The sequence below is a fragment of the Candidatus Saccharibacteria bacterium oral taxon 488 genome (genome assembly GCA_005697215.1).
Lineage (GTDB): Bacteria > Patescibacteriota > Saccharimonadia > Saccharimonadales > Saccharimonadaceae > Nanosynbacter.
The window spans coordinates 627411-641815 of sequence record CP040003.1; the positions used below are offsets into that span (position 1 = coordinate 627411).

15 protein-coding genes are annotated in these 14405 nt (G+C 50.6%); 4 read left to right on the plus strand and 11 right to left on the minus strand.

Translation table 11 applies throughout. The features are described 5' to 3' along the window. Positions 1 to 41: 41 nt before the first annotated feature. Genes FBF24_03315 through FBF24_03325 form a run of 3 tightly spaced genes read right to left on the minus strand, consistent with a single transcriptional unit; the run spans position 42 to position 2181 of the window. Positions 42 to 1118, minus strand: a complete 1077-nt coding sequence (locus FBF24_03315) for a ribonuclease HII (GenBank protein ID QCT40901.1) — start codon at positions 1116 to 1118, stop codon at positions 42 to 44. Then, on the minus strand, positions 1102 to 1599 hold the full coding sequence (locus tag FBF24_03320; GenBank protein QCT40902.1) for a hypothetical protein: 498 nt from the start codon (positions 1597 to 1599) through the stop codon (positions 1102 to 1104). Before FBF24_03320 ends, FBF24_03315 begins: the two co-directional genes overlap by 17 nt. A 60-nt stretch (positions 1600 to 1659) precedes the next feature. Further along, entirely contained in the window at positions 1660 to 2181 is a 522-nt protein-coding gene (locus tag FBF24_03325; protein QCT40903.1) for a 50S ribosomal protein L19, read from the minus strand. 176 nt (positions 2182 to 2357) lie between these two features. On the opposite strand from FBF24_03325, the gene FBF24_03330 reads away from it, so the two are divergent. Beyond that, the gene (locus FBF24_03330; GenBank protein ID QCT40904.1) at positions 2358 to 3491 is read left to right on the plus strand and encodes an NADP-dependent malic enzyme; all 1134 of its coding nucleotides are present in this window, start codon (positions 2358 to 2360) and stop codon (positions 3489 to 3491) included. 75 nt (positions 3492 to 3566) lie between these two features. Here FBF24_03330 and FBF24_03335 read toward each other — a convergent pair whose 3' ends face one another. Beyond that, a complete protein-coding gene (locus tag FBF24_03335) occupies positions 3567 to 5189 on the minus strand; it encodes a type II/IV secretion system protein (protein ID QCT40905.1) in 1623 nt (540 codons plus the stop codon). Between the two features lie 52 nt (positions 5190 to 5241). Between FBF24_03335 and FBF24_03340 the strand changes: the two genes are divergently transcribed. Next, a complete protein-coding gene (locus tag FBF24_03340) occupies positions 5242 to 5766 on the plus strand; it encodes an RNA methyltransferase (GenBank protein QCT41175.1) in 525 nt (174 codons plus the stop codon). An 8-nt stretch (positions 5767 to 5774) separates the two neighbouring features. Here FBF24_03340 and FBF24_03345 read toward each other — a convergent pair whose 3' ends face one another. The 6 genes from FBF24_03345 to tuf form a co-directional block, all read right to left on the minus strand. Beyond that, on the minus strand, positions 5775 to 6107 hold the full coding sequence (locus FBF24_03345; GenBank protein QCT40906.1) for a hypothetical protein: 333 nt from the start codon (positions 6105 to 6107) through the stop codon (positions 5775 to 5777). A gap of 92 nt (positions 6108 to 6199) precedes the next feature. After that, positions 6200 to 7114 (minus strand): hypothetical protein, encoded by a 915-nt coding sequence (locus FBF24_03350; protein QCT40907.1) that lies wholly within the window; start codon positions 7112 to 7114, stop codon positions 6200 to 6202. Between the two features lie 114 nt (positions 7115 to 7228). Then, on the minus strand, positions 7229 to 7546 hold the full coding sequence (gene rpsJ / locus FBF24_03355; GenBank protein QCT40908.1) for a 30S ribosomal protein S10: 318 nt from the start codon (positions 7544 to 7546) through the stop codon (positions 7229 to 7231). Between the two features lie 151 nt (positions 7547 to 7697). After that, positions 7698 to 8279, minus strand: a complete 582-nt coding sequence (locus FBF24_03360) for a hypothetical protein (GenBank protein ID QCT40909.1) — start codon at positions 8277 to 8279, stop codon at positions 7698 to 7700. Between the two features lie 41 nt (positions 8280 to 8320). Then, positions 8321 to 9247 carry an L-lactate dehydrogenase gene (locus FBF24_03365; GenBank protein ID QCT40910.1) on the minus strand — a complete coding sequence of 309 codons (927 nt, stop codon included), beginning with the start codon at positions 9245 to 9247 and terminating at the stop codon, positions 8321 to 8323. A 148-nt stretch (positions 9248 to 9395) separates the two neighbouring features. Continuing rightward, complete coding sequence (gene tuf / locus FBF24_03370) at positions 9396 to 10580, minus strand: elongation factor Tu (protein ID QCT40911.1); 1185 nt, start codon at positions 10578 to 10580, stop codon at positions 9396 to 9398. A gap of 128 nt (positions 10581 to 10708) precedes the next feature. Here tuf and FBF24_03375 point away from each other — a divergent pair, with 128 nt between their 5' ends. Together FBF24_03375 and glmS are read left to right on the plus strand one after the other, a co-directional pair. Beyond that, positions 10709 to 11227: a hypothetical protein gene (locus FBF24_03375; protein QCT40912.1), complete on the plus strand. Its 519-nt coding sequence runs from the start codon at positions 10709 to 10711 to the stop codon at positions 11225 to 11227. 136 nt (positions 11228 to 11363) lie between these two features. Then, a complete protein-coding gene (gene glmS, locus FBF24_03380; protein QCT40913.1) occupies positions 11364 to 13190 on the plus strand; it encodes a glutamine--fructose-6-phosphate transaminase (isomerizing) in 1827 nt (608 codons plus the stop codon). Positions 13191 to 13200: 10 nt separating this feature from the next. Here the strand turns inward: glmS and tgt are convergent, their stop codons facing one another. Continuing rightward, complete coding sequence (gene tgt, locus FBF24_03385; protein QCT40914.1) at positions 13201 to 14403, minus strand: tRNA guanosine(34) transglycosylase Tgt; 1203 nt, start codon at positions 14401 to 14403, stop codon at positions 13201 to 13203. Positions 14404 to 14405: the final 2 nt, after the last annotated feature.

The window sequence follows — 14405 nt, forward strand, 5'->3', positions numbered from 1 at the left end:
TATTTGGCCTTAGGCGTTACCTCTATGTTGTAGTGGCATAGCTAGTCGATAACGACAGATTGTTTGCTACTCTGCTCTCCGTCAACAGCTATCGCTAGTATCTGCATGTCGCGCCCCTCATACTGTGGATGCTTCGCTACGAACAATTCCGCCGCGAAGCGCATTTGACGCTGTTTTTTGGCGGTAATTGCCGCCAGTCCACCGCCAAAGTTGTCGTTTTTACGATATTTTACCTCTGTAAAATGCAACGTATCGTCCTTCGAGCTGACAATATCAATTTCGCAGTACCGTGTCCGCCAGTTGCGGGCGATGATCTCATGGCCGTCCGCCACTAGCCAGTCTGCGGCGGCCTGCTCGCCCGCGTTGCCAATGTCGCGAGTAGTGGATAGGCGAGCAGCGGGTTCGCTATCTCCTCCGACAGAGGTTGTGAAATGTTCGCGAGTAGCGGACGTTTCAGCCGAACGCTCACGAGCCATCTCCGGTGGAGGTGCGAGTGAAGAGTGTACTCTGGAGGAGAATGGTAGCGAACCAGCCTCCACATACTTCTGTAGCGGCGCAAAACTCAGTCGATGCAATGGCGTCACGCCCAACCGCTCAATTGCCATACGGTGCTTGGCCACGCCATAGCCAGCATTTGACGCGAAGCCATACCCTGGATAGACCGCATCTTGCTCGGTCATGTACTGATCACGCGCTACTTTGGCGATGATCGACGCCGCCGACACACTGGGAATCAAACCGTCGGCCTTGGCCATCACCGTCACGTATCGCTCCAGCGCTGTATCCGCCAGAAAATTAACCGTCCCGTCAATGATAATTTCATCAAATGCCAAATTTTTCTCTTTACACTGCGCCTGAATTTGCTTGACCGCTCGCCGTGTCGCCAGCCTTAGCGCCTGACTCATGCCAACGTCGTCCAATTCCCTGGCGCTCACCCAGCCTAGCGCCCATGCAGCCGCCTGCTCGCGAATCACCTCGTCCAGATCCTCACGGCATTTTTTGGTTAACTTTTTACTATCATTGAGACCCTCAATCTCGACACCACCCAAAATCACTGCACCCACCACCAGTGGCCCGGCCCACGGCCCGCGTCCAACTTCATCAATGCCGAGGATCATGTGCACGCCGACCTTTTTTCGCCGCCAAATTTGCGACTACCCAACCAAGCCATACAACTGCCGCGCCCAGCGTATTTGCCAAAATATCCCAATTAGTATCATCCAGCGTGATACGTGCTAGTCCTACCTTCACCATCAATAATTCAGCTAGCTCATTAACACAGCCGAGCGCCGACACCAACGCAAATACTGAGAACGCCATCACTAGCCAGTGTGCTCGCCACCGTATTGCTAACACCAAGTACACCCACACCAGCCCAGTGAACAATCCACCGCCCACGAAATGCGTGGTAAAGCTGGTGTCTCGCCCCTCAATCAGCGGCGACGGCAAATACCACGAGATGAAAAACAATACGCACGCTAGATATAACAACCAACGATACTTCTTTTCGTCAGTGAAACCATGATAGCGCAATACATACGGCACTATAAATGCCAGTGTCACCGGAACAAACACGGAAATATAATGAAAGATTGACATATTGGCATTATACCACGAGAAAACCGCCCCCAGAGAGGGCGGCCCTGTATGCTTCAAAACTTACGCTTCTTTGTGACGAGCTGCTACTTCGGCGGCCTTGGCGTCAAGCTCCGCCTGAGCAGCGTCTTTCTCAGCCTGCTTGGCAGCGGCTTCCTTAGCAGCCTCTTCTTTCAGGCGCTCCGCTTCAGCCTCGGCTTTAGCATCGTGGACATCATTGACGGCAGCGCGGTCAAAGTTTTTGGCAGTCAGACGAGCTGATTTGCCAGAGCGCTTGCGCAAGAAGCTGAGGAACTTACGGCGAACCTTGGCACGGCGGATGATTTCCGCCTTCTCAATCAGTGGGCTGTGCAGCAAGAATGATTTTTCCACACCAACACCTGACGCAATTTTGCGAACCGTGATACGCGAGGTGTGTGACTGCTTGTTGTCGGTGCGAATAACCACACCCTCAAACATCTGAATACGCTCTTTGTTACCTTCCTTAATTTTCTGGTACACACGCACGGTGTCACCACTGCGGACATCGACAACTGCTTGTTTTTTCTGCGCTTGGTTGACTTTGTTGATTAGTTCAAAACTCATACTGTTTTCCTCTGTTTCGGGATCTTAACAGCTGGCCATATAGTTGTATCCCTATAGCTCCACACTGAAAGACTCGATATTTAATATCACCGATACAATCAGTTACCGATTTTAGCACAATTACCCAAAGATGACAACTCCTGAAAACTTCACTAAACTGCGCTATAATTGGTCGCATGGATTACAATATATTAGCACTTGAACTACACAAAAAATATAAGGGTAAAATTACCACCAGTTTGCGCGACCAGGAGGAGTTGGATCGCGATAAATTAAGCGCCTATTACAGCCCAGGCGTGGGTGCGGTCAGCCAGGCGATCGCCGAAAACCCAGCAGACCTGCCAAAGTATACCTGGACGAATAATCTAGTCGGCGTGATTTCTGACGGCTCAGCGATTCTGGGCTTGGGCGATTTGGGGCCAAAAGCCGCCATGCCAGTCATGGAAGGCAAGGCGCTGCTGTTCAAGCATTTTGCTGATGTTGACGCTGTGCCAGTTGTACTGGATGTTCACGAGCCGGAACAAATTATTACTACGATCAAGGCAATCGCACCGAGCTTTGGGGCAATTAATCTCGAAGACATCGCTGCACCAAAATGTTTTGAGATTGAAGAGCGCCTGAAAGCTGAGCTGGACATCCCCGTGTTTCATGACGACCAGCACGGTACCGCAGTTGTGGTGTTAGCAGGGTTGATTAACTCTATGAAAGTCGTTGGTAAAAATCTGCCTGACTGTAAAGTGGTCATGATTGGCGCGGGAGCTGCTGGCACAGCCATCGCTAAGTTACTATACGCTTATGGTGTTTACAATATTTACGCTGTTGATAGCCGCGGCATTATTTCCGATGAGCGCGATGATTTGAACACCGAAAAAACCGCCCTAAAACAATACCTGAAAACCGACATTAGCGGCTCGCTAGACGACGCAATTACCGATGCCGACATTTTCATCGGCGTATCAAAGCCAGGACTATTAACTCCGGAAATGGTAGCAAAAATGGCCAAAAATCCTGTCGTCTTTGCCCTGGCAAATCCAGTACCAGAAATCATGCCAGACATCGCTCGAGAGGCGGGCGTAGCAGTCATCGCCACTGGCCGCAGTGATTTTCCAAACCAAATTAATAATTCCTTGGCCTTCCCAGGCATCTTCCGCGGCGCCCTGGATCATGGTGTGAAAAAAATCACCGACCAGCATAAACTGGCGGCCGCCGAAGCGCTAGCTGGACTAGTCGAAAACCCAACTGCTGAGGAAGTCATTCCTTCGCCGTTTGATGAGCGAGTAGCGCCAACCGTCGCTCGTGTTATCATATAACCCTATTCGCCACATGCTAACGATCATAATAAAAGCTGTCGGAGAGCTGGCCTCAGCGCGGCTTTTTGATATCCACTAGATAACTCGATTAACTTCCTCAAGTGTCGTCTCGCCGCGCAAAGCCGCCAGCACGCCCGCCTGCAATAATGTCACCATACCATGTTTCTTGGCTGTAGCCTCAATTGCTTCAGTGTGAACATCGGCAATATCGCCACGTAGGAATTTCTGAATTTCCTCAGTCACCACCAGCTGTTCCATCACCGGGATACGCCCCTTGTAACCGAACGGTACCTCGTCGGTCGCCACGGGTCGCCACAGCTTGAACGTATCAAGATCAGGACAATCAACATGTGACGGTAGATCCTGTAAGACTTCCTTTACCCAGTTGCGCGTTGCCTCATCTGGTTCATACTCTTCCTTGCTCTCATCGTGTAGCCGCCGCACCAGCCGCTGAGCGATCAATAGTCGCACCGCTGAACTAAAAATTGGATTCTGCCCAATCATATCAATAATTCGGCTAAATGCCGCTGACGTCGAGTTAGCATGAAAGCTTGACAGAACCAGATGCCCAGTAATCGACGCCTGAATTGCTGTCTTGGCAGTTTCCTGATCACGAATCTCACCAACCATCACCACGTCTGGGTCAAGACGTAACACGCTACGCAGCCCATCATCAAACCGCTGGCCAGCCGTCGTATCAATCGGGATCTGCGTAATGCCGGGAATGGTATTTTCTACTGGATCTTCCAGTGTAATCACTTTACGATCCGGCGTATTGAGCGCATTGAGAATGCTGTACAAAGTCGTTGACTTGCCCGAACCGGTTGGCCCAACTAACAGCACCAGGCCACGCGGATGAGAAATAATCTCATCAATTTGCGCCCGTTCAGCCGCACCGATACTGAGCAAGTCTAGGTTCAGCATCGAGGTGTCAAAATTAAATAAGCGCAGCACTACGTCTTGACCATACATGGTTGGCACCGCTTCGACACGGAGGTTAAGGAGGTGTGATACCCCGTCACGATGGATTTCTTGCTGCATGTGCCCCGACTGCGGCTCATTGGACGCCGTCGAAATATTTGCTCGCGAAGCCAGTGCCGCCATGATAACTCGATAACGATCACGGCCCAGCTCCGCCACCGAGTGCAGCGCGCCATCAACGCGCATCCGCACCCGAATGGTGTCGCGCTGATTCTCAATATGAATATCCGATGCATTCAGCCGATCCGCCTGATCGATCAAATAGTTAAACACGTCGTTTGTACCGACGGTCGCCAATGTCTGGCTGACCTGCTGGAGTGTGTCACTATCGCCCTCTTTGGCGATTTTGATATTATCATAAATCACTTTTTTCGGCGGATCAAATCGCAGCATTAAGGCCCGAAAGCCCGAGGCCGATATCAGGAAGAACTTAGCAATAATACCCTGCTCGCGGTAGTTATTAGTCATCGTCGCTACTAATGATTGTGGCGTCTGTGACGTAATGCCAAATCGATATGACTGCTCGTCAGGGTTTATCGCCAGTGGCACAACGTGTCCGTTATACATCTCTTCAATCGTCAAAATATCACGAATCAGCGGAATTGTTTGTTCAAACTCGCGAGCATCCAGATATTGTAGGCCTAAAATCGCCGCTCGTTTCCGGGTTGCGTCTTCATCTTGATCGCGACGTTGTTGTTGAATTCGATCTTCATCCATCAATTTTATTATAGCAAAAAGCTTATCCTTGGGCGAGTGCTATAATGATATCATGCCAGAAATTACCCTCCTCCTGCACAACATTCGCTCGACGTACAATGTCGGTGCAATTATGAGAACAGCCGAAGGCTTTGGCGTCAGGCAAATTATCTTTAGCGGCTATACGCCGTACCCCGATTTACGATTGGTCAACCCCCGGTCTATCGACCCAAGGCTACCGCATATTACCGAAAGGTTGACCGCCCAGATTCACAAGACTGCATTAGGCGCAGAAACAATGCTGCCTTTTAGCTACGTAGCCGATATTCGTCAGTGGTTGGCGGAGAATGCCAACAGGGAACGTTTGCCCGTGGTCGCCCTAGAGCAATCAGTGTCGAGCACAGAACTTAACACGTTTCGGCCACCAGCCCGCTTTGCCCTATTTCTCGGTGAGGAGGTCTATGGCATTGAGCCGGACATTCTAGCGCAGTGCGACTACATCGTCGAAATCCCCATGCGAGGTACCAAGGAGTCATTTAATGTCTCGGTCGCGACCGGCATCGCACTCTACGGCCTCTGTTTCCCGCACTCAATATAAGCTCTAGGCTAGATCATAATCCCTACAGGTGTAAATGATGTCACAATTGCCATTAAAATCAGCGTCACGTACCAAATCTTGCGATTAAATTGATACTTCTCGACCGACACCACTAAAAGCAGGCCGACAATCAGTCCAACCGGCAGCGCCTGGATCGCTACCACGCCCAGCTCAATCGGCTGCTTCAGTCGCAACCACAATGCCGCCAGCACGACACACACCACCAACTTTACGAAAAAGGTGCTGTCAGTTTCGTACAGCCGCTCCCGACCTTTGCGGTTGGTAATGCTACTTGCCTTTGAGCGATTACGAGCGTACGTTCGCGATTTTTGTTTTGCCATAAGCTTTTTTATCATATCATACCATGCATACCATAGCAAAGCAGCCCCGCATGAAAGCGAGGCTGCCCTAGGCTCAGATTATGTGAAATAAATTACCACATGTTTGTCAGATGGACCGACTTAAATCCATTCCAGCCGTGACCAACTTCTGCTAAACCACTACTAAACGGCCAATTCATATTACCGCTATTTGTATATTGCAGCAACCGTCCGTCTTTCGTCCGACCGACAATATCCGCCAGGCCATCAGTGTTCATATCACCGAGCATAATGGTATCAAACCCGTTCCAGCCATGACCGATTTGACGACCGCTCTCGAACATTGTCGTCTTGTTGTCGCGTCCACGATTGAGATATGCCCACATCGTACCGTCCTGGCGTACTGCGACGATATCATCATAACCATCACCATTCAAATCACCAGCAACAATCGATCGAACATTATTCCAACCGTGACCGATTTGACGGGCTTCATCTGACACGAAATCATACGTCCCTTCAAGCTTCTTGTAGCGCAGATAGACCTTGCCTGCCATCAAGTTACCGTTAGCGTCGACATAAACATGTGAGACTGGGCTATCCTTACCGTTCAATTTAGCAAATACCGCGCCACCATGATGGTCGATGTCGCTCGCAACCGGCTTGTCGGCAAATGGCGTCGTTGCTGAGCCATTGTTACGGAATACTTGAGCCTTTTGATTCTTTGAATAGGCAACGATATCCGGACGACCATCACCATCCATGTCAGCAAATGTAATGTTTGTGTATTTATTAAAGCCCTGCCCGATCTTTGTCGAACCGCCACTAAATGGCCAACCCGGGATAGCATTGTTCTGATATAGCCACAACGAGCCATCTTTGCTCAAGCCAACTGCGTCACTGAAGACAACACCCTCGGTAGCATTCGCAACTGGTGCGCCACTCAGCACCAAGCCAAACACCGTCGCCGACAGCCCAAGCACCGTTACCGTTTTCTTTAGTATTCCCATACGTCCCTCCACCGTCATAGACGGTATTTATTTAGTACACTCCTACCGTACTACGTTTTCTAAATAAAAGCAATCCCGCTTGTGATTATCAAGCGGGATCGTGGTAAATTCTGCTGTAGGATTAGCGACCAATTACATCCGAATCTCGGCGTCAACACCAGCCGGTAAGCTCAGATTCTGCAGGCTATCAATCGTTTTTGGCGTGGCATTGGTAATGTCAATGAGGCGCTTATGGGTGCGCATCTCATAGCTCTCGCCGCCCATTTTATAGACGTGCGGGCTTTTTACCACCGTGTAGGTACTGCGACGAGTCGGCAGCGGCACAGGGCCGGCCACGCTCGCGCCGGTGCGAATTGCCGTATCGATAATTTGTTTTGCTGACTGGTCGATGACTTTATGGTCGTACGCTTTCAGGCGAATACGAATCTTGATACCAGTGTCTTGAGCCATAGCTCCTCCTTTATGTGCGACTCCGTAACCTCTGCTCACGTCCGTGCCTCGCGGATGGCCGAGTTCTCGGAGTAAATTAATACTGTTTGGCGATTATATCACAATACCTGAAGTATGGCTAGTCAAGAACTACCGGATTTGCTGCCACCCACTAACGCCACTGCGCGACATCTTCAATCGGCGGTCGATAACCCATAGCTTCACCCAACCGGCTCGCCGCCAAAATACAGGCTGCAATATAGTCGGCACTAGCTTCGTGGTCAGACCGGACATATTCTTGGTATTGCTCACTAGTATAGTCCACCGGCAGAGGTACGATGGTATTATCTATCTCACCAAAAACCTGCATTATCTTTTCGTCAAGCTGGATTACGTGCCCTAACTCATGACAAAACGCTATCAACCCGACGATTTGACGACCTATTTCTGCATCCTCAAGTCGCTCACGCGGCACACCCAGTCGAGACGACATCCGTGCTATAAGATTCGGACTAGACAGCGTCTCCCTCGTGCCGATGACAATCATTGGAATTTTCTCACCATTCCATGTCTCACCCTCACCACCCCTGAAGTCACCACTGTTCTCATCAATAACAATTTGCATCTCCTCTAGTGTCCGAGCCGGAAACAAATTCAAGGCGGTCTCGTAAATATCGCCTGCTAGCGGATTGATACACTCACCGAGTTTTTCGACTCTTAATTTTTGCGCTTTTTTGTGCGACAACTCTTCCATAGTAATCTAACTGTAACATATAATATTTATTCCGTCAAACATCACTCTAAACTACGAATGGCTTCTGTCACCACTTTGGCCGAATGACGCAGTGCCGCCTGTTCGCGCTCATTAAGCGGATACCCAGTCAAGATCTTCACACCATCCGCACAAATCGTTGATGGCAGGCCGAGCACTACATCGTGCAGCCCATACTCGCCCTCAACCAGTGAGCAGACTGGATAGACCGAGCGTGACGACGAGCGTAGTGCCGAGACAATCTTGGAGATAACGAAACCAATTGCATAATACGTCGACCGCTTGGTCTCAATTACCCGATACGCTCGCTGACGAATTTGCTCCTCAATACCGTCGACCATCGCTGGCTTAAATCCCGGATAATCAGCGAGCGGCACCTCACCGACTTGCGCTGATTCAATTGTCGCAAATGACGAATCACCATGCTCCCCTAGAATATAGGCGTCAACCTCTCGACTATGTACATCTAGCTGATCCGCGATATACGACTTAAGCCGCGACGTATCAAGCGTTGTCCCCGTGCCAAACACCCGACTCTTTGGCAGGCCCGATTCTTTCAGCGCCACATACGTTAGTGCATCAACCGGATTTGATACCACAAGGATATACGGACGAGCACCGTTCCTCATAATATTTCTCACTGTCCCACGCATAATCTCAGCATTCACGCCGAGCAGCTCCAGTCGCGTCTGCCCCGGCTGTTGCGGTGCACCAGCGGTGATAACCACGATATCATCAGTCTTGATGTCATCATAACTACCAGGCCGCACCACGACACACCGATCAATTCCCATTCCATCAGTGATGTCCGCCGCTTGACCCCACGCCAGATCGGGGTCACGGTCAATCAGCACGATTTCCTCAACTACACTCCTGAGCGCACAGGCGTACGCCGCCGTCGCACCGACCATGCCACCCGCACCGACGATCACCAACTTCTGTTTATTCATGTTTGTCTCCTAATTTTTATTGCGATAACCTCTCTACTGTAACGCTATCTTGTTAATTTGTCAAGATGCTTATGATAGTCCGTCGCCAATGTAGCCCATCAAAAATCCCCCAGTTTCCCGGGGGATTTTTATGCTTAGGTTATGAAGATTATTTGTTAATCTTTGTTACCACACCAGCACCAACGGTACGGCCGCCTTCGCGGATAGCAAAGTTCAAACCTTGCTCCATAGCGATTGGGGCGAGCAATTTAACCTTGAAGGTTACGGTGTCGCCTGGCATGACCATTTCTTTGTCAGCTGGCAATTCAACTTCACCAGTCACGTCAGTGGTGCGGAAGTAGAACTGTGGCTTGTAACCCTTGGAGAATGGAGTGTGGCGACCGCCTTCTTCCTTCTTCAAGATGTAAACCTCAGCCTCAAACTCGGTGTGCGGCGTAATGGTGCCTGGCTTTGCCAAGACCTGGCCACGCTCAATGTCAGTCCGCTCAATACCGCGTAGCAAGACACCAGCGTTGTCGCCTGCTTGACCCTGATCCAGAGACTTCTTAAATGCCTCAATACCAGTGACTACTGATTTCTGAGTTGGGCGGATACCAACGATTTCAACCTCGTCGTTCAGCTTAACAACACCCTGCTCAATACGACCGGTTGCCACAGTACCGCGACCCTTGATTGAGAAGACGTCCTCAATTGGCATAATGAACGGCTTATCCATGTCGCGTGGTGGCTCTGGGATGTAGCTATCCATCGCGTCAACCAGTTCCATGATGGCGTCTTCGTACTTCTCGTCGCCTTCCAGCGCCTTAAGAGCCGAACCCTTGATAATTGGAGCGTCTTTGTCAAAGCCATTCTTCTCGAGAAGTTCACGAACTTCTTCCTCGATTAGCTCGACCATATCTGCGTCAGCCATGTCCATCTTGTTGAGGAAGACAACGATCTTTGGCACGCCAACCTGCTTTGCCAGCAGCACGTGCTCGCGGGTTTGCGGCATTGGACCGTCGGTCGCCGCAATCACTAGGATCGCGCCGTCAACCTGGGCAGCACCAGTGATCATGTTCTTGACGTAGTCAGCGTGGCCTGGCATGTCAACGTGTGCGTAGTGACGGTTCGGTGACTCGTATTCTTGGTGCGAGCTGGCGATAGTAATACCGCGCTGGCGCTCTTCTGGTGCGTTGTCGATCTGGTCGTACGCAATTGGTTTGTTAACTGCGCTTGGGAGGCGCTTTGCGAGCACTGCCGTAATTGCGGCGGTCAGTGTCGTCTTGCCGTGGTCAACGTGGCCCATAGTACCGACGTTCACGTGCGGCTTGCTTCGGTCAAATGCATCTGCCATTTGTAGAAGTTCTCCTTTACTTAATTATATTTTCACGCGGGTACAGTCCATTAAACAGACCTCACGGCGTATGTTCTTGATTATAACTGGTTTGCAAACTGTTGTAAATAGGGTTTATACTATAGGGCATGAGTATCTTTTCTAAGAAAGTAACACCCGAAGCAGCTCGCGCTGGTGTGTACCCAAAACGATTATCGTATGACGAGCGTCAGGAGCTAAATGCCGAGTATGATCGTCGTCATCAAACCAGTCTACCGAAGCTACCCTCCTTAAGTATCGCCTTCCTTCTAACCATAGCGCTCGCAGCAACCTGGATGTTCATCAAGCTCACCACCTTATTTATCAAGGCCAGCGGACAGTCTGCCGTCTTTCTATTATTCTTTCTATTTATCTTCATCGCGATCTGCTACGGTGTCACATTTTTCTACGTCAAGCGTACCCTTGATAGGCTCAGCGTTAGTGGCACAAAATTTGTTATCGTTTACGTCGCACTCATTAGTGTCGTACTCGGGTGCTGCCACCAACTCGGTGTCGCTCCCTTTCATACACTTCTGTCACTGCCGCTCCCAACTTTGTTGGTCGCTACTGGTGGACACTACGTTGCGACGAGTATACTCGCCAAATGCTGCGTCCATTTTGAGTGGTAATATCGATGATTGTATTATATACAACAGTTTCTTACAGGGGTAGATTGTTGTAATTATTACTTTTTGTTTATTATTTTCTCTGTGATGTCGTATACTGAAGAATGTGCATCAGTTAATGCTAAAGGAGAAATAATCTATGTGTGGAATTGTTGGCTATATCGGTGAGCGCGAGGCGCAGAACATCCTTGTCGCCGAACTAAAGCGGCTCGAGTACCGCGGCTATGACAGCGCCGGAATTGTCACCCTGTCGGGTTCTGCCACACCAACCCTGCTGCGCACCAAAGGCAAGGTGGCAGCGCTGGAAGAGCTCGTCGGACAACATAAGACGAGCGATACGGTCGGCATCGGACACACCCGCTGGGCAACGCATGGTGAACCAAGTAAACGCAATGCTCACCCACACCATGTTGGCGAGATTTATCTGGTACATAACGGTATCATTGAGAACTACCAAGACCTTAAAACGATGCTTTCTGGCCATGAGTACGAGTTTAAGAGCGATACCGATAGCGAGGTGTTGGCGGCCCTGATTGACTATCTACGGCGTGACTCGCCGGATTTGCTGACAGCAGTCACTGGCGCGTTGAAAATGGTGGTTGGAGCGTACGGTATCGCAGTGTTTGACACTACGAACCCCGAAGAAATTATCGTGGCTCGCCAAGGCAGCCCGCTGATCATTGGCGTCGGAGATGGCGAAACATATATCGCTAGTGATGCTTCGGCGCTGGTTGGCTACACCAATCAAGTGGTGTATCTACACGATGGTGAAATTGGCCGCTGCACTCGCGATGGGTTAGAGCTACAGACAATCGAGTCACAGAAGCTTGATGTTAAAATCGAAATGCTCGACATGGATATGCAGGCGATTCAGAAGCAAGGCTTTGACCATTTCCTCGCCAAAGAAATTTACGAACAGCCAACCAGTCTCACCTCCACTCTGGCTGGCCGCGTACTACCCGACCAAAAATATGCGCGCCTCGGCGGTCTCAATATGAGCGATGATGAACTACGCCAAGTCAAACATGTCATCATCGTTGGCTGCGGCACTGCCTACTTTGCTGGTGTGCAAGCCAGCTACTTTATCGAGCAACTGACCGATGACGTGACTATCAGCGTCGAGATTGCCAGTGAGCTACGCTACCGCGCATTCAATGTACCTGAGCACTCGGTCGCTATGATTGTTAGCCAGAGCGGTGAAACAGCTGACACCCTCGCCTGCCTGAATGAATTGAAGCGACGTGGTGTTAAATGCCTCGGCGTCGTCAATGCCGTCGGCAGCACAATCGCCCGAGCGGTTGATGGCGGCGTGTACTTACACGTTGGCGCCGAGATTAGTGTCGCCAGCACCAAGGCCTTTACCTCACAAGTCGCCGCTCTGACGATCTTTGGTATCATGCTCGCCAATGCCAAGGGCACCAACCCACAATTTATTGATGAATTTGTGCAAGAATTAGCGATACTACCAAGCGAGATCCAAAAAGTCCTCGATAAACAAGGTGCCGAGATACCTTCCATCGCTAGGGCGTATGCTGATTACAATCACGCACTCTATATCGGTCGTGATACGCTGTATCCGATCGCTATGGAGGGTGCGCTAAAACTCAAGGAGGTGAGTTACATTCATGCTGAAGCGTATGCCGCTGGCGAGCTGAAGCATGGCCCGATTGCCCTGATCGATGATCGTTTCTTTGAAGTCTGCTACCTCCAAGACAACTGGCTGTACGAGAAGTCGCAGAGCAACTTGATCGAGATGAACACTCGTGGCGCTCATGCCATTGTTATCACCGATACGACGAAAAAGGTGCCAGGCGAAACCGTTATCCGCGTCTCAACCAAATTGACGCACCTCACGCCGCTCTTATTCAATGTCGTGTCGCAGCTCCTAGCCTATCACGTGGCTGTCAGGCGCGGTCATGATGTCGATCAGCCACGCAATCTGGCCAAGAGCGTGACGGTCGAATAATGCTCTCGCGCTAGTGGCGATAGTACGTCGCTAAAAACGCCTCGCGAAACTCATAAAATGTCCCGTCCTCCAGGCTAGCGCGAATGTCATCAACCAATTTGACGATAAATCGTTCGTTATGAATTGATAATAGCGTGCCAGCCAAAGACTCGCGGGCGCGCAGCAAATGACAGAGGTAAGCTGCGGTATAGTGACGGCACGTATAACAGTCACAATCTTCCATAATTGGTTCAAACATTTCGCGGTATTTTCTCCCGCGAACATTGACCCGGCCAAACGGCGTATAGGCCGCGCCGTTTCTGGCCACGCGCGTCGGACTGACGCAGTCAAAGGTGTCGATTCCCTGCTCAATCGCCGCAAAGATATCGTCCGGCTCGGAGATACCGAGCAAATGCCGCGGCTTGTTCTCGGGCAAGATCTGATTGACCCACTGAATCGTCTGGGCCATGGTTTCCTTTTCCAGCGCGCCACCGATACCATAGCCGTCAAAATCTATCGCGCCTAAAAACGCAGCCGTTTGCTTGCGCAAATCTTCATAATTTGCGCCTTGCAGCACGCCAAATAATGCCTGATACGGCTTGTCGGGACGAGCCTTGCGCAGACGTTTCACTTCCGCCAAACTCCGCTCCGCCCACGCGTGCGTTCGCGCCAAGGCTTCCACTTGATATTCATACGGATCAATCAGCGAGGTCAGCTCGTCAAAAGCAAAAGTAATGTCGGCGCCAATGCCCGCCTGAATTTGCATGGATAATTCCGGCGTAAACTTATGGTACGAGCCGTCGAGGTGTGATTTGAACATCACGCCATTTTCATCAACCCAAGCGTGGCGCGACGATTTTTTGGCGATGGCGATCTCCTCGTCAACATCCGTACTCATCGCCAAAACTTTCTTAAAACCCGAACCCAGACTCAGCACCTGAAAGCCACCGCTATCAGTGAATGTCGGCCCCGACCAATTCATAAACTTGCCCAAATAACCAGCCTTTTCAATCAGTTCATGACCCGGCTGCAAATACAGATGATAGGCGTTCGCCAGCACCGCCTGCGCGCCGACATCCGCCACCATCTCGGGCAGCATCGCCTTGACATTAGCCTTAGTGCCGACCACGATAAACGCCGGTGTTTTAATATCGCCGTGCGGTGTATGAATAACGCCAGTGCGCGCCAAAGTGTCGTCGAGCCTAGACGTTATTTCAAAAGAAAATGGCTTCATTT

What these genes read in the sequence shown, in the direction of transcription:
- FBF24_03315 (QCT40901.1), bottom strand. Translation starts at nt 1,118, where the DNA reads ATGATCCTCGGCATTGATGAAGTTGGACGCGGGCCGTGGGCCGGGCCA.
- FBF24_03320 (QCT40902.1), bottom strand. Translation starts at nt 1,599, where the DNA reads ATGTCAATCTTTCATTATATTTCCGTGTTTGTTCCGGTGACACTGGCA.
- FBF24_03325 (QCT40903.1), bottom strand. Translation starts at nt 2,181, where the DNA reads ATGAGTTTTGAACTAATCAACAAAGTCAACCAAGCGCAGAAAAAACAA.
- FBF24_03330 (QCT40904.1), top strand. Translation starts at nt 2,358, where the DNA reads ATGGATTACAATATATTAGCACTTGAACTACACAAAAAATATAAGGGT.
- FBF24_03335 (QCT40905.1), bottom strand. Translation starts at nt 5,189, where the DNA reads ATGGATGAAGATCGAATTCAACAACAACGTCGCGATCAAGATGAAGAC.
- FBF24_03340 (QCT41175.1), top strand. Translation starts at nt 5,242, where the DNA reads ATGCCAGAAATTACCCTCCTCCTGCACAACATTCGCTCGACGTACAAT.
- FBF24_03345 (QCT40906.1), bottom strand. Translation starts at nt 6,107, where the DNA reads ATGGCAAAACAAAAATCGCGAACGTACGCTCGTAATCGCTCAAAGGCA.
- FBF24_03350 (QCT40907.1), bottom strand. Translation starts at nt 7,114, where the DNA reads ATGACGGTGGAGGGACGTATGGGAATACTAAAGAAAACGGTAACGGTG.
- rpsJ (QCT40908.1), bottom strand. Translation starts at nt 7,546, where the DNA reads ATGGCTCAAGACACTGGTATCAAGATTCGTATTCGCCTGAAAGCGTAC.
- FBF24_03360 (QCT40909.1), bottom strand. Translation starts at nt 8,279, where the DNA reads ATGGAAGAGTTGTCGCACAAAAAAGCGCAAAAATTAAGAGTCGAAAAA.
- FBF24_03365 (QCT40910.1), bottom strand. Translation starts at nt 9,247, where the DNA reads ATGAATAAACAGAAGTTGGTGATCGTCGGTGCGGGTGGCATGGTCGGT.
- tuf (QCT40911.1), bottom strand. Translation starts at nt 10,580, where the DNA reads ATGGCAGATGCATTTGACCGAAGCAAGCCGCACGTGAACGTCGGTACT.
- FBF24_03375 (QCT40912.1), top strand. Translation starts at nt 10,709, where the DNA reads ATGAGTATCTTTTCTAAGAAAGTAACACCCGAAGCAGCTCGCGCTGGT.
- glmS (QCT40913.1), top strand. Translation starts at nt 11,364, where the DNA reads ATGTGTGGAATTGTTGGCTATATCGGTGAGCGCGAGGCGCAGAACATC.
- tgt (QCT40914.1), bottom strand. Translation starts at nt 14,403, where the DNA reads ATGAAGCCATTTTCTTTTGAAATAACGTCTAGGCTCGACGACACTTTG.